Origin of the sequence: Sphingopyxis sp. (genome assembly GCF_035686825.1) — a bacterium.
Lineage (GTDB): Bacteria > Pseudomonadota > Alphaproteobacteria > Sphingomonadales > Sphingomonadaceae > Sphingopyxis.
The window spans coordinates 37118-62035 of the sequence record NZ_DASRYZ010000007.1; the positions used below are offsets into that span (position 1 = coordinate 37118).

Annotated in this window: 24 protein-coding genes; 17 read left to right on the top strand and 7 right to left on the bottom strand. The window is 66.9% G+C overall.

From position 1 onward, the window contains the following. Nucleotides 1-38 precede the first annotated feature (38 nt). A complete protein-coding gene (locus VFG17_RS18110) occupies nucleotides 39-1250 on the bottom strand; it encodes a hypothetical protein (protein WP_325030778.1) in 1212 nt (403 codons plus the stop codon). Nucleotides 1251-1485: 235 nt separating this feature from the next. Here VFG17_RS18110 and VFG17_RS18115 point away from each other — a divergent pair, with 235 nt between their 5' ends. Beyond that, the gene (locus tag VFG17_RS18115) at nucleotides 1486-2628 is read left to right on the top strand and encodes a GGDEF domain-containing protein (RefSeq protein WP_325030779.1); all 1143 of its coding nucleotides are present in this window, start codon (nucleotides 1486-1488) and stop codon (nucleotides 2626-2628) included. A gap of 2 nt (nucleotides 2629-2630) precedes the next feature. Here the strand turns inward: VFG17_RS18115 and VFG17_RS18120 are convergent, their stop codons facing one another. Further along, a complete protein-coding gene (locus VFG17_RS18120; RefSeq protein WP_325030780.1) occupies nucleotides 2631-2930 on the bottom strand; it encodes a hypothetical protein in 300 nt (99 codons plus the stop codon). Between the two features lie 171 nt (nucleotides 2931-3101). On the opposite strand from VFG17_RS18120, the gene VFG17_RS18125 reads away from it, so the two are divergent. From VFG17_RS18125 to VFG17_RS18160, 8 genes are all read left to right on the top strand, one after another. After that, a complete protein-coding gene (locus tag VFG17_RS18125) occupies nucleotides 3102-5195 on the top strand; it encodes a malate synthase G (protein WP_325030781.1) in 2094 nt (697 codons plus the stop codon). Between the two features lie 197 nt (nucleotides 5196-5392). Beyond that, complete coding sequence (locus tag VFG17_RS18130; RefSeq protein WP_325030782.1) at nucleotides 5393-5815, top strand: VOC family protein; 423 nt, start codon at nucleotides 5393-5395, stop codon at nucleotides 5813-5815. A gap of 41 nt (nucleotides 5816-5856) precedes the next feature. Next, entirely contained in the window at nucleotides 5857-6129 is a 273-nt protein-coding gene (locus VFG17_RS18135; protein WP_325030783.1) for a metal/formaldehyde-sensitive transcriptional repressor, read from the top strand. An 8-nt stretch (nucleotides 6130-6137) separates the two neighbouring features. Beyond that, entirely contained in the window at nucleotides 6138-7040 is a 903-nt protein-coding gene (gene dmeF, locus VFG17_RS18140; protein WP_325030784.1) for a CDF family Co(II)/Ni(II) efflux transporter DmeF, read from the top strand. Nucleotides 7041-7110: 70 nt separating this feature from the next. Further along, nucleotides 7111-7605: a hypothetical protein gene (locus tag VFG17_RS18145; protein ID WP_325030785.1), complete on the top strand. Its 495-nt coding sequence runs from the start codon at nucleotides 7111-7113 to the stop codon at nucleotides 7603-7605. 43 nt (nucleotides 7606-7648) lie between these two features. Beyond that, on the top strand, nucleotides 7649-8272 hold the full coding sequence (locus VFG17_RS18150) for a DJ-1/PfpI family protein (RefSeq protein ID WP_325030786.1): 624 nt from the start codon (nucleotides 7649-7651) through the stop codon (nucleotides 8270-8272). 81 nt (nucleotides 8273-8353) lie between these two features. Beyond that, nucleotides 8354-10369 (top strand): GMC family oxidoreductase N-terminal domain-containing protein, encoded by a 2016-nt coding sequence (locus tag VFG17_RS18155; protein WP_325030787.1) that lies wholly within the window; start codon nucleotides 8354-8356, stop codon nucleotides 10367-10369. 122 nt (nucleotides 10370-10491) lie between these two features. Continuing rightward, nucleotides 10492-11220 (top strand): rhodanese-related sulfurtransferase, encoded by a 729-nt coding sequence (locus VFG17_RS18160; RefSeq protein ID WP_325030788.1) that lies wholly within the window; start codon nucleotides 10492-10494, stop codon nucleotides 11218-11220. A 4-nt stretch (nucleotides 11221-11224) separates the two neighbouring features. On the opposite strand, the gene VFG17_RS18165 is transcribed toward VFG17_RS18160, so the two are convergent. Then, nucleotides 11225-11851 carry a class I SAM-dependent methyltransferase gene (locus tag VFG17_RS18165; protein ID WP_325030789.1) on the bottom strand — a complete coding sequence of 209 codons (627 nt, stop codon included), beginning with the start codon at nucleotides 11849-11851 and terminating at the stop codon, nucleotides 11225-11227. A gap of 92 nt (nucleotides 11852-11943) precedes the next feature. Between VFG17_RS18165 and trxB the strand changes: the two genes are divergently transcribed. Next, nucleotides 11944-12909, top strand: coding sequence for a thioredoxin-disulfide reductase (trxB, locus tag VFG17_RS18170; RefSeq protein ID WP_325030790.1), 966 nt, complete (start codon nucleotides 11944-11946; stop codon nucleotides 12907-12909). Here trxB and VFG17_RS18175 read toward each other — a convergent pair. From VFG17_RS18175 to VFG17_RS18190, 4 genes are read right to left on the bottom strand one after another with little or no spacing between them, the layout of a single operon-like run. Next, nucleotides 12906-13727: a hydrolase 1, exosortase A system-associated gene (locus tag VFG17_RS18175; RefSeq protein ID WP_325030791.1), complete on the bottom strand. Its 822-nt coding sequence runs from the start codon at nucleotides 13725-13727 to the stop codon at nucleotides 12906-12908. The genes trxB and VFG17_RS18175 overlap by 4 nt on opposite strands. Then, complete coding sequence (locus VFG17_RS18180) at nucleotides 13712-14380, bottom strand: hypothetical protein (RefSeq protein ID WP_325030792.1); 669 nt, start codon at nucleotides 14378-14380, stop codon at nucleotides 13712-13714. Before VFG17_RS18180 ends, VFG17_RS18175 begins: the two co-directional genes overlap by 16 nt. Nucleotides 14381-14396: 16 nt before the next feature. After that, nucleotides 14397-14675 (bottom strand): acyl carrier protein, encoded by a 279-nt coding sequence (locus VFG17_RS18185; RefSeq protein ID WP_037555119.1) that lies wholly within the window; start codon nucleotides 14673-14675, stop codon nucleotides 14397-14399. Then, nucleotides 14672-15661 (bottom strand): GNAT family N-acetyltransferase, encoded by a 990-nt coding sequence (locus tag VFG17_RS18190; protein WP_325030793.1) that lies wholly within the window; start codon nucleotides 15659-15661, stop codon nucleotides 14672-14674. Before VFG17_RS18190 ends, VFG17_RS18185 begins: the two co-directional genes overlap by 4 nt. A gap of 35 nt (nucleotides 15662-15696) precedes the next feature. On the opposite strand from VFG17_RS18190, the gene VFG17_RS18195 reads away from it, so the two are divergent. The 7 genes from VFG17_RS18195 (at nucleotide 15697) to VFG17_RS18225 (ending at nucleotide 24892) form a co-directional block, all read left to right on the top strand. Beyond that, a complete protein-coding gene (locus VFG17_RS18195) occupies nucleotides 15697-17229 on the top strand; it encodes an acyl-CoA ligase (AMP-forming), exosortase A system-associated (protein WP_325030794.1) in 1533 nt (510 codons plus the stop codon). Continuing rightward, entirely contained in the window at nucleotides 17226-18455 is a 1230-nt protein-coding gene (locus VFG17_RS18200; protein WP_325030795.1) for a pyridoxal-dependent decarboxylase, exosortase A system-associated, read from the top strand. The genes VFG17_RS18195 and VFG17_RS18200 overlap by 4 nt, the downstream gene beginning before the upstream one ends. A 172-nt stretch (nucleotides 18456-18627) precedes the next feature. Continuing rightward, the gene (locus VFG17_RS18205) at nucleotides 18628-19281 is read left to right on the top strand and encodes an XrtA/PEP-CTERM system exopolysaccharide export protein (protein ID WP_325030796.1); all 654 of its coding nucleotides are present in this window, start codon (nucleotides 18628-18630) and stop codon (nucleotides 19279-19281) included. 48 nt (nucleotides 19282-19329) lie between these two features. After that, nucleotides 19330-20856 carry an XrtA system polysaccharide chain length determinant gene (locus tag VFG17_RS18210; protein ID WP_325030797.1) on the top strand — a complete coding sequence of 509 codons (1527 nt, stop codon included), beginning with the start codon at nucleotides 19330-19332 and terminating at the stop codon, nucleotides 20854-20856. A 14-nt stretch (nucleotides 20857-20870) separates the two neighbouring features. After that, a complete protein-coding gene (locus VFG17_RS18215) occupies nucleotides 20871-21893 on the top strand; it encodes a P-loop NTPase (RefSeq protein ID WP_325030798.1) in 1023 nt (340 codons plus the stop codon). Further along, entirely contained in the window at nucleotides 21893-23602 is a 1710-nt protein-coding gene (locus VFG17_RS18220; RefSeq protein WP_325030799.1) for a hypothetical protein, read from the top strand. Before VFG17_RS18215 ends, VFG17_RS18220 begins: the two co-directional genes overlap by 1 nt. 33 nt (nucleotides 23603-23635) lie before the next feature. After that, nucleotides 23636-24892 carry an XrtA/PEP-CTERM system-associated ATPase gene (locus tag VFG17_RS18225; protein ID WP_325030800.1) on the top strand — a complete coding sequence of 419 codons (1257 nt, stop codon included), beginning with the start codon at nucleotides 23636-23638 and terminating at the stop codon, nucleotides 24890-24892. Nucleotides 24893-24918: the final 26 nt, after the last annotated feature.

Below are 24918 nucleotides of genomic sequence, written 5' to 3' on the forward strand. Positions count from 1 at the left end.
ATAGACGTGCCTGCCGCCCTTTTGCCACCCCCGACGCGCTATGGCGTCTTTGCGGCAGGAGCGACGGGTTTGAGGAGCGGCGTATAACCGTGAAGCTGCAATGCCTTGCGCGGCGAAAGCGTCGCGGCGAGCGTGTCCAGCACTTGCCGCGCCCGCACATCCTTGTCCTGCGCGAACAGGGTGCGGGCGAGTTCGACCCGCGCCCGCTGGCGCACGTCGAGATTGCCGAAGGGGTCGAAAAAGGAATCGATGCGGCTCTTATCCTTGACGCCGGTCCAACCGAAAGGCTTGGCGCTCGCCGCGTCCTCGGCGATCGTCGTATAGCTCCGTGCGGCCTCTGCGAGCGATATCTTGCCCGTCAACATGCGGTGTCGCGTCTGGAACAGCCGCGCTTCGGGCGACGGGTTGCCCGCAGCGAAATCGGTGAGGACGCGTTCGATCCATTGCCAGTTTACAACGCCCGTGATCGCCTGCAGCCCGAGCAGGTTGAACGCGAGGATCGCACTGCGATGGTCCGCCGTCGTCGCCGCGCGCACGGCGGCGTCGTCGGGGCGGCCGAGGCTCGCGGCGGGCACGAACTCGATCGCGGGATCGTGCTTCAGGATCGCCTCGATGTCGGGCTTGTGAAAATATCCGACGACGACCAGCACGGTTTCGCCTTTCCGCTTGTGGGCGATCGCGCGGACGCGCTGCGCCTGCATGAAGGTGCGATAGAGATAGAGGCGGCGGGGCAGGTCGCGGTCGGCGCGCGGCGCGGGCTCGGTTGCCCATTTCTGCAACGGCGCGAGCGTCGCGGGATCGTCGGCCGAAAAGAAATCCCAATCGAGTATCTTGCGGTCGGGGAAGGTCAGGAAGCCCTGAAACCCCTGTGCCTTCCGGACTTCGAGCGGAGTATCGAGATCGAGGCCGAAGCCGAGCAGTTGGTCTTGGGCCGGCGGCATCCAGTCGATCGGGCAAAGCTCGGCCGCATTCTTCGCGGCCCAAGGCAGGATGATGCCCTGGATTTCATAAGTGAATTCGTAATAATCCTGCCGCGATGCCTGTTCGGGCGGGCGCTCGATGCACACCGCCGCAGGCTTTACGAGATCGAGCCAGGCCGCGAGCATCCCCGGCTGATCCTTTTCGGCGACGAGCTGGGCGGCGTGCTCGACGCCGAGGATCGTGACGCGCGTCCTGGCTTCTTGGGCCTGGGCGAGAGACGGAATGACGGCGAACAGAAGAGCAAACCACGGAAAGGCACGTCGCAGCACGGTCGATATCCTCGGCTAAGGAAATGGATGCTCGCATAGCATGGGTATCGGCGGGGGCAACGCGCGAACCCGCGATACGGTAAAGTCACTGCGGCGGGCCCGCCAATCGGGTAAACCCGCGCGCGAATCATCCCGAATCGTAATATATTAACCGAAAGTTCGGGACAGTCCGCTTACGCTGACGGACGATGATGAGTGGGAAGCGATGACTGCGGCCTTTATATTTGGCATTAACATGTCCGTGGCCGGCATCTTCGCCGTTGCGTTTGCCGTTGTCGCAGCGACCAACCGCACCGCGCGCGGCGCGGGGTGGCTCGCGCTCGGCTACGGCATGGGGATTCTCTATGTCGGCCTCGAATTTCTGCTGACGCAGCAGGTCGATCCGACCCCTGTCGGAATCGGCATTTTCCTCGTCTTCATGCTCGCGCTCAGCTTCGCGCTGGTCGGAATTGCGCATCATTATCGCGTGCCGCTGCCCCTGGCCGCGATGGCGGTGATATGGGTCCTCACGATCCTCGCGGTGCCCGTGATTTTCAGCATGACCTATGGTTCGACGTTGCGGCTCACTCTTTATCAGCTTCCCTATTTCGCGATGCAGTCGCTACTCGGGCTGGTGATCTGGCGGTCGGGCCGGCGCCAGGCGCTCGACCTGCTGCTGATCGCGTTGCAGGCGGTCGCGGCGATCATCTATGTCGCCAAGCCTTTCATCGCCGCGATGATCGGAACGGCGAATTCGCCGCAAGGCTATATGGCGACAACTTATGCCGCCATCTCGCAGAGCGGCAGCGTCGTCACGCTGATGGCGATCGCGCTCGTCATGCTGCTCGTGATCATGCGCGACACGACGGCGGAAATGGTCGCGCGTTCGGAAACCGATCCGCTGTCGAGCGTGCTCAACCGGCGCGGTTTCGAACATCATGCCGAACTGGCGTTTCTGCGCGGCGGGGCGGCGGTGCTGATCACCGCCGATCTCGACGATTTCAAGAAGATCAACGACAGTTTCGGCCATGCGGCGGGCGACGGGGTGATCGCGCATTTCGCTGCGATGCTGGTCGGTGCCGCGCCTGCCAATGCGATTGTGGGCCGCATCGGCGGCGAGGAGTTCGCGGTCCTGCTTCCCGACGCCTTGCTGTCCGACGGACGGCTTTATGCGGAAACCGTTCGTGCCGCGTTCGCATCGGCGCGATTGCCGGTGCTCGGCGTCGATCGCGGCTTCACGGCGTCGTTCGGTGTCGCCCAGCGAACCTCGGACCATTCGCTGTTCGAACTGGCGCGCCGCGCCGACGCCGCGCTCTATCGCGCCAAGGCCGCGGGACGGAACCAGGTTCGCGTCGCGCTCGGTGAAATGCCGCCTGTGCCGGCCGTCGGCGTCGCCTGACGTCAGACGCCGAGCAGCGGCGTGTCTTCATCGCGTGGCGGCGCGGGTTCGAAACCGGGCAGGGGCTCGAAGCCCTCTTCGCTGAGCTCGATCGACGCGAGGCCGCCGAGCTTGAAATGTCCCAGCCGCGGCTCTTCGTCCGACCGCCAGCTCTTGTTCAGGTTCAGCGCGCTGATGAACAGGTCGCCGCGGCGTTCGAACAGCAGATGCGGCGCCAGCGTCAGCGTCTGGCCGTTATATTGCGCCGTCACCAGCTTCTTGCGGGCGATGGCTTCCATCAATTTCAATCGTGTGTCGTCCATGGATCCGGATCATTAGGGGAGGGTGTCTTTTTTCGTTGTGCGTTGCAACGTAACCTACGCGGTGCGCATTGAAAAGCGCCCATTGCCAATCGAAACCAATCGCGGCATAGGGCGGCGGCCCTTTCCTCCCCGGGTCCACTGGCGCAGCCGCGCCGACCAGAGGGTGCTTGCATGACCGAATTTCTCGATCGCTCCGGCCTGTCCGTCGATTCGCGACTGGCCGATTTCATCGAACAGCGCGCGCTACCGGGGACCGGGCTCGACGCCGCCAGATTCTGGAGCGATTTCGCGGACCTGCTGGGCAAGTTCGCGCCCGAAAATGCCGCGCTGCTCGCCAAGCGCGAGGATCTGCAGGCCAGGATCGACGCATGGCACAAGGCCCGCGAGGGGCAAGCGCACGACGCCGCCGCCTATCAGGCTTTCCTGCGCGAGATCGGCTATCTCGTCCCCGAACCCGCACCGTTCAGCGTCGGCACGAAAAATATCGATCCCGAAATCGCGACGATGGCGGGGCCGCAGCTCGTCGTCCCCGCCTTGAACGCCCGCTTCGCCCTGAACGCCGCCAACGCGCGCTGGGGCAGCCTTTACGACGCGCTTTACGGCACCGACGCGCTCGACGCGCCGCCCGCAAAGCCCGGCGGCTATGATGCGGAGCGCGGCGCCGCGGTGATCGCGCGGGCGAAGGCATTCCTCGACGAAGCGGTGCCGCTCGCTTCGGGAAGCTGGGCCGACTGGCAGGGCGGGCAGCTCACGCTCGCCGACCCGGCGCAATGGGCCGGCAGCAAGTCCGGCGGCATTTTGCTCCGCCACAACGGCCTCCACATCGAGCTGGTCATCGACCCCGATAGCGCGATCGGCAAGACCGATCCGGCGGGGATCGCCGACGTCCTGCTCGAAGCCGCGCTGACGACGATCATCGACCTCGAGGACAGCGTCGCCGCGGTCGATGGCGAGGACAAGGCGCTCGGCTACACCAACTGGCTTGGCCTGATGCGCGGCGACCTCGTCGAAAGCTTCGACAAGGGCGGCAATACGGTGACTCGCGCGATGGCGGCCGACCGCGAATGGACCTCGCCCTCGGGCGAGGCGTTCACGCTGCACGGCCGCAGCGTGATGTTCGTGCGCAACGTCGGTCATCTGATGACGACGCCGATGATCAAGCTGCCGGATGGCGCCGAAGCGCCCGAAGGGCTGTGCGATGCGGTGATCACCAGCCTCTGCTCACTCCACGACCTCAAGGGCCTCGGCAAGCTGAAGAACAGCCGCGCGGGCAGCATCTATATCGTCAAGCCCAAGCAGCACGGGCCCGAGGAATGCGGCTTCACCGATCGTGTTTTCAACGCCGTCGAGGATATGCTCGGCCTCGCGCGCCACACGATCAAGGTCGGCGTGATGGACGAGGAACGCCGCACCAGCGCGAACCTCGCCGCGTGCATCGAAGCGGTGAAGGCCCGCATTGTCTTCATCAACACCGGCTTCCTCGACCGCACCGGCGACGAGATCCACACCTCGATGCGCGCGGGACCGATGATCCCCAAGGGCGAGATGAAGGCATCGGACTGGATCGCCTCCTACGAGGACCGCAACGTCCGCATCGGCCTTGCCTGCGGCCTTTCGGGCAAGGCACAGATCGGCAAGGGCATGTGGGCGATGCCCGACCTGATGCGCGGCATGCTTGAGGCGAAGATCGGTCATCCCAAATCGGGCGCGAACACCGCATGGGTGCCGTCACCGACCGCCGCGACCTTGCACACGCTCCACTATCATCAGGTCGATGTCTTCGCGCGGCAGAAGGAAATCGCCGGAGAAGCGGTGCCGTCGCTCGATCGCCTGCTCGCCATCCCCGTCGCGACGGGGCGCAACTGGAGCGAAGCCGAAATCGCCCGCGAACTCGACAATAATTGCCAGGGTATCCTGGGCTATGTCGTGCGCTGGATCGACCAGGGCGTCGGCTGCTCGAAGGTTCCCGATATCGACGACGTCGGGCTGATGGAGGACCGCGCGACGTTGCGCATTTCGAGCCAGGCGCTCGCCAACTGGCTGCTCCACGGCGTTTGCACCGAGGCGCAGGTCGATGCCGCGCTGGCGCGCATGGCGGCCAAGGTCGACGCGCAGAACGCCGGCGATCCGCTCTACGAAAAACTGTCGCCCGACGGCATCGCCTATCGCGCCGCGCGCGCGCTGATCCTCGAAGGCGTGACGCAGCCGTCGGGCTATACCGAACCGCTGCTACACAAATACCGGCAGATGAAAAAGGCGGGCTGAGCCATCGGCGCGGGGCTTTGCTTCGCCGCCGGTTGAACCCGTACCCCGGTGTCGGTAAGATAGACCTGTCAGAAAGGGATAGGCCGGTGCGGTTGGCCCGGCCCCCGCGTTCGCGGGTCCTGGCAGCCGTTCGGCGGCGAGCCCCATGACCTGGAACGGCGGCGTATCTTCGCGTTGCCGCATCGAAAGGTCGTGTCATGCAACAACAGATTTCGGTTATCACGCTCGGCATCGCGGACCTCGCGCGCTCGCGGCGCTTCTACGCCGATGGCTTCGGCTGGTCGCCGGTATTCGAGAATGAGGAGATCATCTTCTACCAGATGAACGGCCTCATGCTCGGTACCTTCCTGCAAGCTTCGCTGGAGGCGGATATGAACCGCCGCGGGCTTGTTCGCCCCGGATCCTTCGCGCTCGCACACAATGTCGAAAGTGCGGGGGCGGTCGACGCCGCGATCGACCGGCTTCTCGCAGCCGGGGGCGCCTTGCTCCGCAACCCCGATGCGCCGCCGCCCGGCGGCTATCGCGGCTATGTCGCCGACCCTGACGACCATGCGTGGGAAATCGCTTGGAATCCCGCTTGGTCCATCGACGGTGAAGGGCGCGTCGCCTTCGGACTTTGATCTCTTGCCCGAACGGTCGTTATAGGGTAGGGGGGTATAGTATGGTTCACCTCGCTTCCCGCCCCGATCTCGTCGCGCGCGTCCACCGTATCGCGGGGCAGGTCGCCGCCGTCGAAAAGGCGCTGGCGTCGGATGAACCCTGCGCGACGGTACTCCATCGCGTCGCGGCAGTGCGCGGCGCGGTGAACGGCTTGCTCGACGAAGTGATCGCCGAGCATCTGAAGGAGCATGTCGCCTTGCCCGGGCTGGACGACGATGCGCGCGCAGCGGGCGCCGAAGAGTTGCTTGCGGTCATCCGCCGTTACGCGAAATAAGACAGACCATGTCCGAATCCCCGTCCACCCAGCATCTGCACGACTTCCTCGGCGCCTCGCACGACGAGAATGCGAAGCGCACCCTTTGGGTCGTCGCGCTGACCTCGGTGATGATGGTTGCGGAGATCGCGGCGGGTTACTGGACCGGGTCGATGGCGCTGCTCGCCGACGGTTTCCATATGGCGACCCACGCCGGCGCGCTCGGGCTTGCCGCGCTCGCCTATCGCTATGCCAAGCAGCATCGCCACGATCCGCGCTACAGCTTCGGTACAGGCAAGGTCGGCGACCTCACCGGCTTCGCCTCGGCGCTGATCCTCGGCATCTTCGCGATCGGTATCGCGGTCGAATCCTTCCTGCGCCTGATCGACCCGGTGCGCGTCGATTTCGCGAGCGCGACGCTCGTCGCGGTGCTCGGCCTCGCGGTCAATGTCGTCAGTGCGCTGCTCTTGATGGGCGGGCATCACCATCACGGGCACGGGCATGACCATGATCACGGCCACCACCACGGTCACGACAATAACCTCCGCTCGGCCTATTTCCACGTCCTCGCCGACGCGCTGACCTCGCTGCTCGCGATCGGCGCGCTGCTCGCGGGGCGCTATCTCGGGCTCCACTGGCTGGACCCTGCGATGGGCATCGTCGGGGCGCTGGTGATCGCGCGCTGGTCGTGGGGGCTGATGCGCGACACCGCCGCGATCCTGCTCGACACGAACGACGATCAGGCCGCAGCGGCGATCCGCTCGCGCGTTGAGGCGGCGGGGGCGGTCGTCACCGACCTTCACGTCTGGCGCGTGGGGCCAGAGGCGCGCGCCGCGATCGTCGAAGTGACGGGCGACGTGTCGTGCGAGGAGCTGCGCGACCGGCTGAAGGATATCGTGGCGGTCGCGCATCTGACGATCGCGCTGCGCTGACCCGTCGATAGCGGTTGCGCTGCCACGCGATTTGATTAGAACATAGGGGGAACAAAATGGAGCCCTGCCTATGTCCGCCGCCGTCGACCCCGCCTATCGCCATTATCCGAAAGCAGCGCGCTATCATTCGCGCGTCGAGGCCGGCGGCGCCGCGCTGAAACTCTATCATCTGACCGCGCCCGACGCGCCGGTGCCGGACGATGTCGAAACGCTGGCGGCGCGGTGGTTCGCGGGGCAGACGCCCGCGACGCTCGCCAAGGATGATTGCGGCTTCGTCATCCTCCACCGCTGCGGCGCCGATTTCTATTTCCTGCTCGTGTCGGTGTGGCGCGGCTCGAACGAACTGTGGGAAGCGGTCTGGTACCGCCATGGCGACATGCCCGCCTTCGCGCCCTTCGACGCGGCCTATCCGCCGCGGCCCGGCGTCGTGCGCCCGACCTTCTGCGTCTGGGAACTCGGCATCGTCGCGCACGAAAGCGCGGCGTGGGCCCGCTATCTCGGTTCGCCGCGCGACGATGCCGCGCGGTCGCGCTGGGTTGATGACATCTTCGAAGGCGCGGTGTAGGCGCGAGCCCCTTTGGTCCTTCATCTTTTGCGGGAGTTTTGACGTGCAGATCGCGGTGCTGACCTTCGACGGCTTCAACGAACTCGATTCGTTCGTCGCGGCCGCCATATTGAACCGCCTCCGCGGGCAGGGCTGGGAAGCGCACATCACCGCGCCGACGCCGCGCGTCACTTCGATGAACGGCGTGACGATCGAGCGCCAGCAACCGCTGGACTTCGCGGCAAAGGCCGATGCGGTGATCGTCGGAAGCGGCATCAAGACGCGCGAGATCGCCGCCGATCCGCTGATGCTCGGCCGCATCCGGCTCGACCCCGCACGCCAATTGATCGGCGCGCAATGTTCGGGAACCCTGTTGCTCGCCAAGCTCGGGCTGATCGGCGATCTCCCTGCCTGCACCGACCTCACCACCAAGCCGTGGGTGATCGAGGCGGGCGTCGAAGTGCTCGACGCGCCCTTCGTCGCGCACGGCAATGTCGCGACGGCGGGCGGCTGCCTCGCGTCGCAATATCTCGCGGGGTGGATCATCGCGCGCCTCGCCGGGACGGCGGCCGCCGAAGAAGCGCTCCACTATGTCGCGCCGGTCGGCGAAAAGGCCGATTATGTGAGCCGCGCGCTGGCGGTGGTTCAGCCCTTCCTCGTGCCGGAAGAAGTCGCGCGCACCGCATAGCTGGCGATCCCATACAATACAGCTTGCTCCGCACCGCTATAAGGCGGCATTTTGCGGCAGAGGGCAATTGGGGGCAGGGCGATGACGGCACCGTTCAATTTCGGGCAGCTCAAATTTCTGAAGGCGCTGACCGAGGCGCTGTTCTACGAGGCCGAGATGGTGATTTCGGCCGATCAGGTCATCGCCAATGTCTGCGACCTGTTCGAAAAGATCGGCGGCACCAAGCTCGATGAGATCCGGCTGTCGCTGACCGCGACCGAACTGGTGCTCGGCGGACCTTTCTTTACCGAAAATGACGTCGCGGACCGCGTCGAACGGCTGACCGACCGTCTCAAGAACAGCCAGATCGACCTGTTTCAGGACATGGCGCGGCTGCGCGGCATCATCTATGCCTGCTATTACGGCCATTGGCAGCCGGGGCTGGAGCCCGGCGATCAGGGTGCCAACGCCGCCAATCCGGTGCACCGGCAGATCGGCTTCACGCTTCCCGCCTTCCGCCAGCGCGGCGACTATGACGTGCCGCTGGCGCCGGTCCACGGGCGCGAAATCGACCCTGCGCATATTCTCGACGCCGACAGCCTCGAGGATGAATATGACGTCGTCGTCATCGGCTCGGGCGCGGGGGGAGGGGTCGCCGCGCGCAATATCGCGGCGCAGGGTTACAAGGTGCTGATCGTCGAGGCGGGGCCTTTCTATCCCAGCCACGCGATCACCCACCACGAACTCGACATGATCGCGCGGCTCTACAAGCATGGCGCGCTGCAAACCTCGACCAACCGCGATTTCGTCGTGTTTCAGGGCCGCTGCGTCGGCGGTTCGTCGACGATCAACAACGGGATATGCCTGCGCGTCAACGAGGCCGGGCGGACGCATCCCGACGCGCAGGATGTGCTCGCCAAATGGGCGAGCATCGGCGCGCCGATCGACGCCGCCGCCTTTCACGCCAGCTATGACGCGGTGCAGGCGCGGCTCGGCATTGCGCCGATCGAACCGCGCAGCGGGCGCCACAACGGCCCGCACCTGATCGAGGGGTGGCGTGCTTATGCCGCGACGTCGAGCAACCCGCGCGACCAGCGCGCGGTCGCCGACTGGTTCGCCAAGAATTTCGGCCCGCCGAACACGGCCAGTGCCTGCGCTTACTGCGGCTATTGCAATTCGGGCTGCGCCTATGGCCGCCGCATGGGCATCGCGCAAACCTATCTGCCCGAGGCGTGCCGCGATTTCGGCGCGCGGATATTGCCCGGCACCAAGGCCGACCGGATCGTCTGGCAGACCGCCTATGACGGCCGGCGCGAGGCCGAGGCGGTGAAGCTGGTCCTGCCCGACGGATCGAAGCGCCTCGTCCGCGCGCGCGTCGGCGTCGTGGTCGCGGCGGGCACGATCGCCTCGTCGAAGCTGCTCGACCGCAGCGACATCGATCGCACCGGCTATCAAGTATCGCTCAACGTCGCTTCGCCGGTCGTCGCGCTGATGCCCGATGGCGTCGGCGGCGACGCGTGGGACGAGGACCAGATGTCGAGCTATGTCGACTGCGGCGACTATCTGCTCGAAAGCCATTTTCAGCCGCCGATGTCGATGGCGTCGCTGATGCCCGGCTGGTTCGGCGATCACGCGAGCCGCATGAAGAATTTCGGCCGCGTCCATTCGGCGGGCATCTTGTTCCCGGCCGACCGGCGCGGGCGGGTGAAGGACGGCAAGCTCGAATTCCGGCTCGACGCCAGCGACGACCTGCCGGTGCTGCGCGATGCGATGGCGACGCTGACCAAGGTCCATTTCGCCGCCGGCGCGCTCGAATGCTATCCCGCGCTGGCGAAGGGGCAAAAGGTCACGCCCGACATGGATGTCGATGCCTTTTTCCGCGATGCGATCCGCGAACAGGACGATGTGACACTGTCGAGCAGCCATCCGCACGGCGGCAATGCGATCAACGAGGATCCGCACTACGGCATCGTCGACCTCGATTGCCGCGTCCACGAAACGACCAATGTGCTCGTCACCGACGCCAGCACCTTCCCCAGCTGCATCCGCGTCAACGCGCAATGGACCACGATGGCGATGGCGCATTATGCGACTGGGCGAGGCGATCCGTTCGGGTGAAGGCTTTTTCCCAAGCCCGCTCGTGCTGAGCTTGTCGAAGCACCGTCCTTCTTTCTGACCTTGCGCGAAGAAAGAACGGCCCTTCGACAAGCTCAGGGCGAACGGCTATGGGGGCGGCCGCCATGACCTACACCGTCGCCGCCCTCTACCGCTTCGCCTCGTTCGATGATCCCGCCGCTTTGCGTCAGCCCTTGCTCGACGTCTGCGTGGCACAGGGCATCAAGGGAACGTTGCTGCTCGCGCACGAAGGGATCAATGGCACCATCGCGGGAACCGCAAACGGCATCGCCGCCGTTATCGGCCATATCCGCGCGCTTCCCGATTGCGCGGCACTCGACGTCAAATATTCGGCCGCCGCCGACATGCCGTTTCAGCGGATGAAGGTGCGGCTGAAGAAGGAAATCGTCACGCTCAAGGTCCCCGGGCTCGACCCCGCGCGCGAAGCCGCGCCCTATGTCGATCCCGCCGACTGGAACGCGCTCGTCGACGATCCCGACACGGTGCTCATCGACACGCGCAACGCGTTCGAGGTCGGTTATGGCAGCTTCGCGGGCGCGGTCGATCCCGGAACGCAAAGCTTTGGCGACTTCCCCGACTGGTGGCGCGCCAACGCCGACAAATTCGCGGGCAAGCGTGTCGCGATGTTCTGCACCGGCGGCATTCGCTGCGAAAAATCGACCGCCTTCCTGCGCCACGAAGGCGTCGAGGACGTCGTCCACCTGAAGGGCGGCATCCTCGCCTATCTCGAACAGGTGCCCGAGGACGACAGCCGCTGGCACGGCAGCTGCTTCGTCTTCGACGAGCGGGTGAGCGTCGGCCATGGATTGGTCGAGGTGGGCGAGAAGGATTGAGCCGTCAGCCCGCCGTGCGCGCCACGCCATATTCGACCCAGCCGAACGGCCGCGGCGTTTTCGGCATATAGGCGGCGCCCTGCCGGTCGACGGAAAATCCTGCCTTTTCATAGGCATCACCGATCGGGCGGGTCAGGTGGCAGTTACCGCCGATGCGCTTCCAGATCGGCTCGATCCGCCGCTGCCATTTCGCGACCCCCGCGTCGGGCGCGGCGCCATGCTCGAGGAACAGCGCCGTCCCGCCGGGCTTCAGCACGCGGCGGATTTCGGCGAGCACCGCCGCCTGATCGGTCACCGAACAAAGGGTGAAAGTCGTGACCACCGTGTCGAACCGCGCGCTTTCGAACGGCATCGCCTCACCGACGCCGCTCCGGATGTCGGCGTCGATCCCGCGCGCCGCCGCCGCCGCCGTGCTCATCGCGAGCAGCTCGGGCGAGGGGTCGAGGCCCGAAAAGCTCTCGATCTGCCCCGGCCGGTAGAATTCCATATTGATCCCGCCGCCGCAGCCGAGTTCGAGCACATGACCGCGCGCGAGCGGCACGACTTTGCTCCGCACCTTCATGATCTGCCCCTGCGAACAGGCGCATTTGATCAGCCGCGGCACTCCATGACGTTCCCACCAGCTTGCCATTCGCCAGTCTCCCCTTGGCGCGGAAGGTGACCCTTGCTAGCGCGGTTGGCAACACCCATCTGTGCCTGCCGCACAGCCAATGAAAGATCGCCATGCCCGCCGTTCACCACACCAAGATGCTCATCCTCGGTTCCGGCCCCGCCGGCCTCTCGGCCGCTATCTATGCCGCGCGTGCGGGCATGATGCCGATCGTGGTGCAGGGACTCCAGCCCGGCGGCCAGCTGACGATCACCACCGACGTCGAAAATTATCCGGGTTTCGCCGAGGTGATCCAGGGCCCGTGGCTGATGGAACAGATGACCGCGCAGGCGACGCACGTCGGCACCAGCATGATCTGGGACACGATTGTCGACGTCGACTTGTCGCGCCGCCCGTTCAAGCTGACCGGCGACGGCGGCGACGTCTATATGGCCGAAACGCTCGTCATCGCGACCGGCGCGCAGGCCAAATGGCTCGGGGTTCCGGGCGAGCAGGAGCTGGGCGGCAAGGGCGTCTCGGCCTGCGCGACGTGCGACGGCTTCTTCTATCGCGGCAAAAAGGTCGTGGTGATCGGCGGCGGCAACACCGCGGTCGAGGAAGCGCTGTACCTCACCAACCACAGCGACGACGTGACCTTGATCCACCGCCGCGATCACCTCCGCGCCGAAAAGATCTTGCAGGACCGGCTGTTCGCCAATCCGAAGATCAAGATCCTCTGGAACAAGCGCGTCGACCGCTTCGTCGCGGGCGAAGGCGTGTCGGGACTGGTCGGCGTCGACCTGGTCGACACCGAAACCGGCGAAGCAAGCCACGAGCCGACCGACGGCGGTTTCGTCGCCATCGGCCACAGCCCGTCGACCGAGCTGTTCAAGGGCAAGCTGCCGCTCGACGCCGACGGCTATCTCGAAGTGACCCCGGGCACCTCGCTGACCTCGACCCCCGGCGTCTTCGCCGCGGGCGACGTCACCGACAAAATCTATCGCCAGGCGGTGACCGCGGCGGGCATGGGCTGCATGGCCGCACTCGACGCCGAACGCTTCCTCGCCGAAGCCGAATATCACGCGATGGCGGACGCCTAGCCGGCTAGAGCCGCCAAAACCCGCGCCGCCAGCCAATCCCCATCCTCGCCGGCAAAGCTGTGCGACGCGCTGGCAAGGCGCTCGACGCGGACCGCGCCGGGCTCCTTTTCGATATAGGCGAGCGCCGGACCGCAGCTCTCCGCAAAGGCCTGCGCGGTGCGGTCGCCGGTCGCGAGCAGGATCGTCACCGGACAGGAAAGTTCGGCGAGCGCGCTTTCGAGGCGGTGGGCGAGGCTGTCCGCCGCCGCCGGTCGCGGCGCTTGTTTGAGCGCCGAAAGGCCGCGGAACAATTTGCGGAAATCGATCTCGCCTCGCAGCAGGCGGAGCAGGCTCTTCGGATCGCGCAATCGCGACAGGTAGCGCGCGCGGATGGCGGACGCGGGGGGCAGCGCGGGTTCGTCGCCACCGTCCTCGTCGGGCCCTTCGTAAGTCCACGGATTGGCGAGGATCAGCGCGCCCAGCGCGAGCGGCTGGTGCAGCAGCAGCGCGCTCGCCGCGTCGCAATTGCCGAAGGCGACGACGCGCGTGACGTGGGGCGCGGCCTGCCGAAAGGCGGCGATCGCGGCGGCGATGTCGGCGCCGCTTCCTTCGAAGCCGCGGTTTTCTCCTTCGCTGTCGCCGATCCCGCGCCGGTCGAAGCGGAACACGGGATGCCCGGCCGCCGCCACGTGCTGCGCCAGCATCGCCATGCCGCGGTGCGCGCCGCTGCGGATTTCATTGCCTCCCGACACGATCAGCAGCCCGGTGCCGCCGGGCGCATCGTCGAGCGACGCGGCAAGCGCGGCGCCTTCGCAATCGAAGGTCAGCTGATGCCGCATGTCTTGCCCCATGCGGCGATGTCGGCCGCGATCGCCGCCGCCATCGCGGCATCCTCGCCGGGTTCGGCGCGCAGCCAGAGCGGCGTGCCCGCGATGCCGTCGGCGCCCAGCGTGACGCTGCGCAGCGGTTTTACGGGTTGCGCTTCGGCGGCGCCCAGTTGGGCGACCATTGCGGGCGAAAGCGCATTGCCGGCGAGGAGCAGCGGCGCGGTTTCCGCTGCGGTCTGCAGGCTTTCGAGCGACGAGGTGAGCCCCGCCTCGCGGTCGGCGGCGACCCGCGCGCGCATCAGCGTCCTCAGCAGCGAGGCGCCGCCGACGGGGGCAAGGCGCCACCATGCCGCAACGCCGGCGCTATGATCGATCAGCGCGCCGCCGCGCACCGACGCGGCGATGACCGGGCCGTCGATACCCGCCGCAGCCTCGGCGAGCGCGTCCCGCCAGCGCATCAGATCGGCCTCGACCAGCGGAACAGGGCTCTCATTCTGCCCCGGCAGGTCGGGCAGCACCGCGGCGAAGCCATGTGCCGCCAGCGCGCGCATCGCGAGCACCAGCGTTCGGCGCGTGCGATTCGCTTCCTCGAACAGCGGCGGAACGATCAGGACGGTGGGGTGCGGAGAACCCGCGGGAGCGATGCGCAGATGATGTTCGGTCATACGCGCATCGGCTAGTTCAGCCGTTCACCTTGCGCCACGAGAAGGCGAGAAGATTGCCGTAGGTCTCAAAGATTTCGCCGTCGACCTCGTCATCGTCGATGACAATGCCGAGCCGGTCTTCCATCTCGGTGAGCACCGTCGCGACCGCCATCGAATCGAATTCGGGAAGTTCGCCGAACAGTCCGCTGTCATCGGTCAGCGCGGCCGCGCGCGCTTCGCCCAAGCCGAGTACATCGGCGAGCAGCGCGCGAAGGGTGGCGTCGACGCCGGTTGCGTCAGGGGCGGGTTCGGTCACGGGTCTTTCCTCAACAGCGAACGGGCAAAAGCCTTCAATGCCGGTCCCCATGCCGCGAGGCGCGACGGATTGAAAGCCTCGATGCGCCATAGCGGCTCGTGCCGGTTCATCCAGTCGCGTTTATAGGCGTCGTTGCCTGTGCCGAAATCGACGCGTTTCACTCCATCGACCTCGATGACATGACGGAACAGCGCCGCCGAGAGCAAAGTGCCGGGAGAGGCTTTCAGGCTGTCCTCGACATGCGCGAGCTTGTGGATGAAGGCGGTGCCGCCCTCGACCGTCCAGAACTGCGCCGCGACGGGCGCGCCCTCGATCCGCGCGATTCCCATGCGAAAGGTGCCGCGCGCGCTTTCCATTTCCGCAAAGGCGCGAAGCAGCGCGGGATGACCCTCTTCGGGTTTCCAACTCGCGGCATAGATTTGCTCATAGGCCGCCCAGCTGCCGGGATCGAAAGTGGCGAGCAGCTCGATCGCGACGACCCCCTTTTTCGCCTTGCGTTGGACGGTGCTGCGCAGCGCGCCGGGGCGGCTGGCCCACCAGCCATCATGGTCCAGATCGGACAGATCGAGCCAGTGGCGGTCCCCCGCCGGATTGGCTTTCACCCACCAGCCCGCGTCCCGAAGCGCGGAAGCGATTTGCGCCCGATCTTCATCGCGCAGGGGATAGAACGACAGCCGCGCTGCCTTGGCGCGCAGATCGTGAAACAGCGTGGTCAGCGCGGCAGCATGATCGCCGCGGCCCGAAAAAAGCGGCCGGATGGCAAAGCTATACCAGTTGGTGAGCCCCGCCAGATGCCCGGGCGTCTCGGTGCGCAGCGGCAGCCACGCGGCGGTGCCGTGCGCCGAACCGCGCGCATCGATGCGTCCCTGGCCAGCAAAGCCATGCGCCGCGAGTAGATCAAACCATTCGGCCCGGTCGAAAGGCGCGGCGAAACCTGCGGCGCGCGCCGCATCATCGTTAGCCTGATCTTCACCGTTCCCTTGCATCGTGCGGCCCTCTATCACCTCACTCCTAACAGCCGATGACCAAAGCCGAAAACCCGCCTTCGTATCCGATCGACCATCTCGCCCTTCGCGGCGCGGCGAATGCGGCTGCGCTGCTGATCGGCGACAAGGTCACGACCTTCGCCGAACTCGACGCCGGGGTCGGCCGGCTCGCCGCGTGGCTGCTCGAACAGGCGGGCGGACCCGGCGAGCGCGTTGCGAGCTGGAGCGCGAAGACAAGGACGGCCTGCCTGATGCCGCTCGCCGCGGCGCGTGCGGGGCTGATCCATGTGCCGGTCAATCCGCTGCTCAAGGGGCCGCAGGTCGCCCATATCCTTGCCGACAGCGGAGCGAAGCTGCTCGTCACCAATGGCTCGCGCGCCGACATGCTGGGTGATGGACGTCCCGAAGACTGCGCGCTGCAGGATCTGAAGATCGCCGAAGAGGTAATCGATTCGGGCGGGCAGGGACTACCGCCGTCGATCGCCGAGCCAGGCGACCTTGCCGCCATCCTCTATACCAGCGGTTCGACCGGGCGGCCGAAGGGCGTGATGCTGAGCCATGCCAATCTCTGGCTCGGCGCCGAAAGCGTCGCCTCCTACCTCAAGCTGTCTCCCGACGACCGGGTGCTCGGCGTGCTGCCGCTCAGTTTCGACTATGGGCAGAATCAGTTGCTTTCGAGCTGGTATGCGGGCGCGGCGGTCGCACCGCTCGACTATCTCACCGCGCGTGACGTCGTGAAGGCGGTCGCGCGGCACGGGATAACGACGCTCGCCGGAGTGCCGCCGCTCTGGGTGCAGCTCGTCGAGACTGAATGGCCCGCCGACACGGCGGGCCTGCTCAAACGTCTGACCAACAGCGGTGGGGCGCTGACGCCGTCGCTGATCGACGCGATGCGCCGGACCTTCCCGGGCGCCGACATCTACCCGATGTATGGGCTGACCGAGGCTTTCCGTTCGACGTATCTGGACCCCGCGCTGGTCGCCGACCATCCGACCTCGATGGGCCGCGCGATCCCGCACGCCGAAATTCTCGTCTGCCGCCCCGACGGCAGCGTCACCGCCGACGACGAGCCGGGCGAACTCGTCCACACGGGGCCGCTGGTGGCGCAGGGCTATTGGCGGGATGCCGAGCGCACCGCGCAGCGGTTCAAGCCCGCGCCCGCCGCGTCGCGCTATGGCGGCACCGCGGTCTGGTCGGGCGATACCGTCCGCCGCGACGCGTCGGGACTCCTCTATTTTGTCGGCCGCGACGATGCGATGATCAAGACTGCGGGCAACCGCGTCAGCCCGACCGAGGTCGAGGATGTCGCGGTCGCGTCGGGGCTGATCTATGAAGCCGTCGCCTTCGGGGTGCCCGACGCGCGGCTCGGCGCCGCGATCGTCCTGATCGTGCGCGGCAGGGGCGCCGCCGCCGACGAAGAGGGGCTCGCGGCTTGGCTTCGCCAGAACCTCCCCAATTTCATGCAGCCGCAGACCGTCGAATGGCGGGATGAACTCCCGCGCAACCCGAACGGCAAGCTCGATCGCGTCGCCATCGCCGCGGGCTGGACACAGGAGGAAGTGGTATGAAGCCGCATGGCCCGATCCCGCCCGGTTTCGTCGCCGATGCGGGCGGCATGCTGCTGATCGGCGGCGACCGCGCCGCGGCGCTCGCCGACGTCGCGGGCGACACGCCGCTCTTCGTCTATGACAGCGCGATGCTCGCCGCACGCGTTGCGGAATGGCGCGCCGCGATGCCCGCCGAGGTGCAGCTTCACTACGCGATGAAGGCGAACCCCTATGCGCCGCTGCTCGCCTTCATGGCAGGGCTCGTCGATGGCTTCGACGTGGCATCGGGCGGTGAGCTCAAGGCGGCCCTGGCGAGCGGGATGGCGGCGGCGGACATCAGCTTCGCCGGTCCCGGCAAGCGCGACCGCGAGCTCGAGGCGGCGATCAGTACGGGCGCGACGCTCAACCTCGAATCGGCAGGCGAGGCGGCGCGCGCGCTGTCGATCGCCGACCATCTCGGCGTGACGCCGAGCCTCGCGGTGCGCGTCAATCCCGATTTCGACCTCAAGGGGTCGGGGATGAAGATGGGCGGCGGCGCCAAGCCCTTCGGGGTCGATGCCGCCGAGGCTCCCGCGCTCGTCCGCCGCCTGATCGAAGTCGGCGCCGACTGGCGGGGTTTCCATATTTTCGCGGGATCGCAGGCGCTGGGCGCCGCCGCGATCGCCGAGACGCAGGCGCAGACCGTCGCGCTCGCCGCGCGGCTGGCGGATGAAATCGGCGCGACGCCGCCGCTCGTCAATATCGGGGGCGGCATGGGGGTGCCCTATTTTCCCGGCGATACGGCGGTCGATGCGGTGGCGGTCGGGCAGGCGCTAGGCGAAACGCTGCGTGCGCGCGACCCGATCCTCGCGGACAGCCGTTTCGCGATGGAACTCGGCCGCTGGCTCGTCGCCGAGGCGGGGGTCTATCTGACGCGCGTCGTCGATCGCAAGACCAGCCACGGCGAGACCTTTCTCGTCACCGATGGCGGCCTCCACCACCAGCTCGCCGCGAGCGGCAATTTCGGCACGGTGATCCGGCGCAACTATCCGATCGCCCTCGCCAATGCCTTCGGCCGCGAGCCCGCCGAAACCGTGTCGGTCGTCGGTTGCCTTTGCACCCCGCTCGACCGGCTTGGCGATCAGGTCGCTTTGCCACGCGCCGAGGTCGGCGACCTGATCGCGATCTTTCAGGCGGGCGCCTATGGCGCGAGCGCGAGCCCGGCGGCGTTTCTGGGGCAGGGGCCGGCGCGCGAAATGCTCGTCTGATGCTGCGCGAACTGTTCCCAATCGGGACAGTTTGATGCGCTCGCGGTCCAGACTTATGTCAATACTAACATTATGTTCACCCTTTTCGAGCAAGGACGAACGCTGACGATATGGCTGTCGCCGCTTAAGTTCCGGACCGCGGCTCCCCCGGCGGCTCGAAAGGTTGATGATTATGGCTTCGTTTCCCTCGCTCCGCATCGCGCGCGCCGCGCTCGTCTCGGGCATCGCCGCGACCGCGCTGACGGCGTGCATGGGCGCCGGCAACGCGCCGCAGCTTCCCAGCGCGAATTTCGTCGCGAACCAGGAAGGGCCGGGCGAGGAATATATCATCGGCCCGCTCGACGAGCTCCAGATCTTCGTGTGGCGCAATCCCGAACTCGGCGGCAAGGTCCAGGTGCGCCCCGACGGTCGCATCACCACGCCGCTGATCACCGACATGCCCGCGGTGGGGAAAACCCCCACGATGCTGCAGCAGGACATCAAGCTCCAGCTCAGCCAATATATTACCGATCCGATCGTCAGCGTGATCGTCACCAGCTTCAACAGCACCTTCTCGCAGCAGGTGCGGATCGTCGGCGCGACCGAGAAACCCGCCTCGATTCCGTTCCGCGCCAACATGACCGTGCTCGACGCGATGATTGCAGTCGGCGGCCTGGGCGAATATGCCGCTGGGAACAAGGCGCGACTCGTCCGTTTCGACAAGGGCAGTGGGAAGCAGCAGGAATTTGCCCTGCGGCTTAATGACCTGATCAAGCGCGGCGATATCAAAGCGAACGTGCGGCTTCAGCCGGGCGATGTGATCATCATCCCCGAAAGCATGTTCTGATATCGACCGGCGGCCACCCACCCATCTCCCAAGGATAGATTTCGAGCGATGAACAGCCTCTATGACGAATTCCGGGTGGCCGTGCACAGCGTCTGGACGCGCCGCTGGCTCGTGCTGGCGGTCGCTTGGGGCATCTGCATCCTCGGCTGGCTCGCCATCGCGTCGATCCCGAACCGCTACGACAGCCGCGCACGCCTGCTCGTCGAGATCAACCAGATCCTGCCCGACGAGGCGCAGGGCGGCCGGGGACCGCGCATCGACCAGATCCGCGAGACGCTGACCAGCGCGCGCAATATGGAAAAGGTCGCGGCGACGACCGGTCTGCTTCCGGCGGGTGCCAACGATCGCGAAAAGGCCGGCACGGTCGCGATGCTGCAAAAGAGTATCAAGGTCGTTCCGCAGCAGGACAATATCTTCGAAATCACCTCGAGCATCGCGGTGGGCAGCCTTTCCGACGCGGACAATGCGAAGCTCGCGTCGGGCGTGCTCGACAGCCTGATCACCGTGGTTCGCGACGATCAGCTGCGCGGCGGCCGGATGAACGCGCGCGAGAGTCTGAAATTCCTCGATTCGCAGATCGCCGACCGCGAAAAGGCGCTGCGCGAGGTCGAGGCGCGCCGCGCGGCGTTCGAGGCGCAGAATATCGGGCTGATCCCCGCCGGCGCCGGCTCGCCCGCGCAGCGCGTCGATGCGGCGCGCGCCGAACTCAGTCAGATCGATTCGCAGCTCGTCTCGGCGCAGGCGCAGCTCGCGGCGGCGAACGGCCAGCTCGCTTCGACCCCGCAGTCGATCCCCGGCGGAGGCGGCGTCGGCGGCGGTGTCGCGCGCCAGCAGCTCGCCGGCGCGCAGAACGAGTTGTCGGCGATGCGCGCGCGCGGCCTGACCGACGCGCACCCCGACATGATCGCGATCAAAAGCCAGATCGCCTCGCTGAAGGCTATCGCCGACCGCGAAGGCACGGGCGGCGGCGGCGGCATCCAGAACCCCGCCTATGCCTCGCTCGCCGCGATGCGTGCCGAGCGCCAGGCGACGGTGAGCGCGCTGTCGGCGCGCAAGAGCCAGCTCATGGGCGACATTGCGAAGATCACGGCGCAGCAGATCCAGAACCCCGGCATCGCCGCCGAATATGACCGGATCAACGGTGAATATACCGCGTTCAAGGCGCAATATGACAAGCTTCTCGCGCAGCGCGAGCAGGTACGCCTGCGCGGCGAGGTGCAAACCGAAACCGACGCGGTCAAGATCGAGCTGCTCGATCCGCCGTCGAAGCCGACGAGCCCCGCGGCGCCTAACCGGCCGCTGTTCCTGACGCTCGTGCTGCTTGCGGGGATCGGTGGCGGTATCGGTGCCGCCTTCGGATTGGCACAGGTGCGGACAAGCTATGCGACCGCGGCGAAACTCGAACGCGCGAGCGGGCTGCCGGTGATCGGCTCGATTACCGAGGTAGTGACGCCCGAACGCCATGTCGAGCGGCGCAAGAAGCTGGTCTGGCTGGCCAGCGGCGGCGGTGCGCTCGTCGGGCTCTATGCCTTGCTGCTCGTCGCCGAATTCATCCAGCGCGGCATGGTTGCGTGACGGGGGACGATGACATGAACGATCAACGCAAAGTCAAGCGCCCGCCCTCGCTCCTCGAACGCGCCGCCGATATGTTCGGGCTCGATCCCGCCGCCAACGCGCCGACGATCGACGTGTCGAACCTGCCGCCCGAGCCCGAGAAAAAGGCGAAGGCCAAGCCGGCCGAACCCGTGGTCGAGGTGCCGCAGCCCGAAATTCTCGAGCCGGTCGTCGAGGCCGCGCCCGCCGTCGAAACCGCCCCGGCACCGAAGCCGTCGCCGCGCAAGGACGTCGCAAAGGCTCCGCCCGCGATCGTCCCGACGCGACAGGGGACGATCGACCGCGAGCGGCTCGCCTCGCACGGCATGATCGTGCCCGGCACGCCGGTTACCGGCATCGCCGAAGAATATCGCATCGTGAAGCGCGAACTGATCCGGAATTTCGGCGGCGCAGGCAACCGTCCGATCCTGCCGCGCGGCCACCGCGTGCTGATCGCCTCGGCGAACCCGGGCGAAGGCAAGACCTTCTCCGCGGTGAATCTCGCGCTCAGCCTCGCGGTCGAGGCCGATCACGACGTGCTGCTGATCGACGCCGACATCGCGAAGCCGAGCGTGCTCGACGCGCTGGGTCTGGAAGACGGCCCGGGCCTGATGGATGCGCTCGCCGATCCGCATCTGCCGCTCGGCGATTGCCTGATCCAGACCGACATCGCGGGGCTGAAGGTCATGCCCGCCGGCACCCAGCATATGCATGACACCGAGCTGCTCGCCTCGGCGCGAACCGAAGCGCTGCTGGCGCAGCTCGAAGCGGGTGCGCCGGGCCGCATCCTGATCCTCGATTCGCCGCCGGTGCTCGCCGCCTCCCCCGCCGCCGTGCTGGCCGGCCACGTCGGTCAGACGATCATGGTCGTGCGCGCCGACGAGACGCTCGAATCGGCGCTGCGCGACGCGATCGGGTTGATGGGCGCGTGCCCGCATATCCAGCTGCTCCTCAACGGCGTGAAATTCTCGCCGGGCGGCCGCCGCTTCGGCACCTATTACGGGCAGGGAGGCGCGTGATGCGCTCCGCGACCATCCTGCGCCATGGCGCGGCGCTGGCGGCGCTTCTGCTCGCCGCGACGGCGACGGGCGCGCAGGCGCAATTTTCGGGCGATCCGGGCTCGGGCGCCGGCGAGGCGCCTTCGAGCGCGCCCGCTGCCGAAACGGGCCGCACGGCGGAACGCGGCGAACGCCAGCGTTCCCAGCGCCAGGTCGATGTCAGCCCCTATCTCGAGGTCGGGCAGGTGCTGACCGCCGATCTCAAGAACGGCGGCGACGTGCTCACCTACACAACCGTCGCGGCCGGCATCGACGCTGCGATCGTGACGCGCCGCGCCGAACTCGCCGCGACCTTGCGTTACGAGCGTCAATTCGGCTGGGGCGATCAGGGCGATACCGATGTCATCAGCGGCCTCGCGCGCGGACGGCTGGAAGTCGCGCGCGGCCTCAATCTCGAAGGCGGCGCGCTCGCGACGCGCACGCGCGCCGACGGGCAGGGCGCCGACAGCGGCCTGTTCATCGGCGACGCCAGCAATGTCGCCAACCTCTATTCGGTCTACGCCGGGCCGACGCTCGCGCGGCGGATCGGTGGGCTCGACTTCGGCGCCGGCTATCGCTTCGGCTATACCAAAGTCGATATCGACCAGCCCGCGATCCTGTCGCCCGGTGTGCAGCCGCAGGATATTTTCGACAGCTCAACCAACCATGTCGCCTGGGCCAGCGTCGGCGCGCGTCCCGGCGACCTGCCGTTCGGCTGGCAGGTGTCGGGCGGTTACGAGCGCGAGGATGCGAGCCAGCTCGATCAGCGTTACGAGGGCAAATACGCCCGCGCGGACGTCACCGTGCCCATCGGCCCGACGGTGGCGCTGCTCGGCGGCGTCGGTTACGAGGATATCGAGATCGGCCAGCGCGATCCGGTGCTGGACGCCAATGGCGTGCCCGTGCGCGACGCGAACGGCCGCTTCGTCACCGACAAATCGACCACTCGCCGCTTGTCGTTCGACACCGACGGGCTGATCTGGGATGCCGGCGTGATGTGGCGGCCGAGCCGGCGCACGTCGCTGACCGCCCGCGTCGGTCGCCGCTATGGCGATACTATCTATACCGGCAGCTTCGCCTACCGCGCCGACCATGCGACGACGATCCAGGTCGGCGTCTATGATGGGCTGTCGAGCCTCGGTCGCGGCCTTTCGGGCGGGCTTGCCGCGCTGCCGACGCAGTTCGACCCGACCCGCAACCCGATCGGCGGTAATATCAACCCGTGCGTATTCGGGCAGGAGGGCGGCGGCTGCCTCAATAACCAGCTCGGCAATGCGACCTCGGCGCAATATCGCAGCCGCGGCGTCCAGGCGACGCTGTCGTCGCGCTTCTCCGGTTGGGCTTATGGCGTCGGCATCGGTTACGACCAGCGCAAGCTGCTCGCGCCGCAACTGTCGCCGATCGGCGGGCTCAACGGGATCAAGGACGAGAGCTACTATCTCTTCGTCTCGGCGGGCCGCCAGCTCGACATGGATTCGGACCTCAGCCTCTCGGGCTACGTCAATTATTTCGACAATGGCGCCCCGGGTGCGAGCGACGTCCAGTCGGCCGGTTTGTCAGCCGCTTATGCGCGCCGCTTCTGGCGCGGCCTCACCGGGACCGCGGCCGCCAGCCTTAACGCCTTCGATCAGGACGGCTTCAACAGCCAGCTTATCGGCTCAGCTTTGGTGGGACTGCGTTACAACTTCTGATGGGTTCGACCCTTCGGGCAACGGGAATTCGCGATGTACGATCAATTTTATGGTTTCACCGGCCGTCCGTTCCAGCTGACGCCTGACCCGCATTTCTATTTCGAAAGCGGCACGCACCGCAAGGCGATGTCCTATCTGGGCTATGGTCTCGCGCAGGGCGAAGGCTTCATCGTCATCACCGGCGACGTCGGCGCGGGCAAGACGACGCTCGTCGGCCATCTGATGAACACGATCGATCCCAATCGCCTGACCGCGGTCAAGCTGGTGTCGACGCAGGTCGAGGGCGACGACCTTCTCCGGCTTGTCGCCGAACAGTTCGGCATCGAATGGGAAGGCGAGAGCAAGGCCGAACTGCTGCGCTCGATGGAACAATATCTGCGCGAACAGGCGCGCGCCGGCAAGCGCACGCTGCTGATCGTCGACGAAGGGCAGAATCTCGCCATCTCGGCGCTCGAAGAGCTGCGCATGCTCTCGAACTTCCAGCTCGGCGGCCATTCGCTGCTGCAGATCTTCCTGCTCGGCCAGCCCGAATTCCGCCAGACGCTCTTCCACTCGCCGACGCTCGAACAGCTGCGCCAGCGCGTGATCGCGACGCACCACCTCGACCCGATGGAGCCCGAGGAGGTCGAACCCTATATCCTGCACCGCCTCGGCAAGGTCGGCTGGACCGGAAACCCCAGCTTCAGCCCCGACGCGTTCGAGGAAATCTTCGATTACAGCGAAGGCGTGCCGCGCAAGCTCAACGTCCTCGTCAGCCGGCTTTTGCTCTATGGCGCGGTCGAACAGATGAACCGCATCACCGCGCAGAATGTCCGCTCGGTCGTCGCCGAGATCGAGGCCGATCGCGGCATCGACGCATCGACGCTCGCGCCGATGCCGGTCGAAGAGGTGGTCGCGGCCGCCGCGACGGCGGTCGCGCCGACCCCCGCGCCGTTCGCCGCCCCGACGGCCACGGACGAAACGCCCGAATGGCCGCAGCGCGCTACCGAACCCGCCGTCGAGGGCCCGGCGCCTTTCGCCGTGCCCGCCGAACCGGCGCAGGTCATCACGCTGACCCCGCCCGCAGCCGAAGCGGACGCGCCCGCAGCGCCCGAAGCGCCGCCGCCCGCCGCGCCGGCGATCGACCCCGAACATCTCGCGGCACTCGAAGCGCAGGTCGCCTCGCTCGAGGAGCGCCTCGTCGAACAGGATGCGGCGCTGCGCCGCGTGCTCGACCTGCTCATCGAATGGGTCGAGCGCGATCCCGAAAACGCACCCAATCCGGCGACGTCGCGGACCTGGGCCGCCTGACAAGCCGGCCGAAATCGGCTATCCCG

Excerpts from the sequence above, each read along its gene's own strand:
- VFG17_RS18145 (WP_325030785.1), top strand. The coding sequence starts at position 7,111 with ATGTCCGCCGCCGTCGACCCCGCCTATCGCCATTATCCGAAAGCAGCG.
- dmeF (WP_325030784.1), top strand. The coding sequence starts at position 6,138 with ATGTCCGAATCCCCGTCCACCCAGCATCTGCACGACTTCCTCGGCGCC.
- VFG17_RS18205 (WP_325030796.1), top strand. The coding sequence starts at position 18,628 with ATGGCTTCGTTTCCCTCGCTCCGCATCGCGCGCGCCGCGCTCGTCTCG.
- VFG17_RS18130 (WP_325030782.1), top strand. The coding sequence starts at position 5,393 with ATGCAACAACAGATTTCGGTTATCACGCTCGGCATCGCGGACCTCGCG.
- VFG17_RS18200 (WP_325030795.1), top strand. The coding sequence starts at position 17,226 with ATGAAGCCGCATGGCCCGATCCCGCCCGGTTTCGTCGCCGATGCGGGC.
- VFG17_RS18175 (WP_325030791.1), bottom strand. The coding sequence starts at position 13,727 with ATGCGGCATCAGCTGACCTTCGATTGCGAAGGCGCCGCGCTTGCCGCG.
- VFG17_RS18215 (WP_325030798.1), top strand. The coding sequence starts at position 20,871 with ATGAACGATCAACGCAAAGTCAAGCGCCCGCCCTCGCTCCTCGAACGC.
- VFG17_RS18155 (WP_325030787.1), top strand. The coding sequence starts at position 8,354 with ATGACGGCACCGTTCAATTTCGGGCAGCTCAAATTTCTGAAGGCGCTG.
- VFG17_RS18195 (WP_325030794.1), top strand. The coding sequence starts at position 15,697 with ATGACCAAAGCCGAAAACCCGCCTTCGTATCCGATCGACCATCTCGCC.
- VFG17_RS18220 (WP_325030799.1), top strand. The coding sequence starts at position 21,893 with ATGCGCTCCGCGACCATCCTGCGCCATGGCGCGGCGCTGGCGGCGCTT.
- VFG17_RS18135 (WP_325030783.1), top strand. The coding sequence starts at position 5,857 with ATGGTTCACCTCGCTTCCCGCCCCGATCTCGTCGCGCGCGTCCACCGT.
- VFG17_RS18225 (WP_325030800.1), top strand. The coding sequence starts at position 23,636 with ATGTACGATCAATTTTATGGTTTCACCGGCCGTCCGTTCCAGCTGACG.
- VFG17_RS18180 (WP_325030792.1), bottom strand. The coding sequence starts at position 14,380 with ATGACCGAACATCATCTGCGCATCGCTCCCGCGGGTTCTCCGCACCCC.
- trxB (WP_325030790.1), top strand. The coding sequence starts at position 11,944 with ATGCCCGCCGTTCACCACACCAAGATGCTCATCCTCGGTTCCGGCCCC.
- VFG17_RS18120 (WP_325030780.1), bottom strand. The coding sequence starts at position 2,930 with ATGGACGACACACGATTGAAATTGATGGAAGCCATCGCCCGCAAGAAG.
- VFG17_RS18190 (WP_325030793.1), bottom strand. The coding sequence starts at position 15,661 with ATGCAAGGGAACGGTGAAGATCAGGCTAACGATGATGCGGCGCGCGCC.
- VFG17_RS18165 (WP_325030789.1), bottom strand. The coding sequence starts at position 11,851 with ATGGCAAGCTGGTGGGAACGTCATGGAGTGCCGCGGCTGATCAAATGC.
- VFG17_RS18210 (WP_325030797.1), top strand. The coding sequence starts at position 19,330 with ATGAACAGCCTCTATGACGAATTCCGGGTGGCCGTGCACAGCGTCTGG.
- VFG17_RS18115 (WP_325030779.1), top strand. The coding sequence starts at position 1,486 with ATGTCCGTGGCCGGCATCTTCGCCGTTGCGTTTGCCGTTGTCGCAGCG.
- VFG17_RS18125 (WP_325030781.1), top strand. The coding sequence starts at position 3,102 with ATGACCGAATTTCTCGATCGCTCCGGCCTGTCCGTCGATTCGCGACTG.
- VFG17_RS18160 (WP_325030788.1), top strand. The coding sequence starts at position 10,492 with ATGACCTACACCGTCGCCGCCCTCTACCGCTTCGCCTCGTTCGATGAT.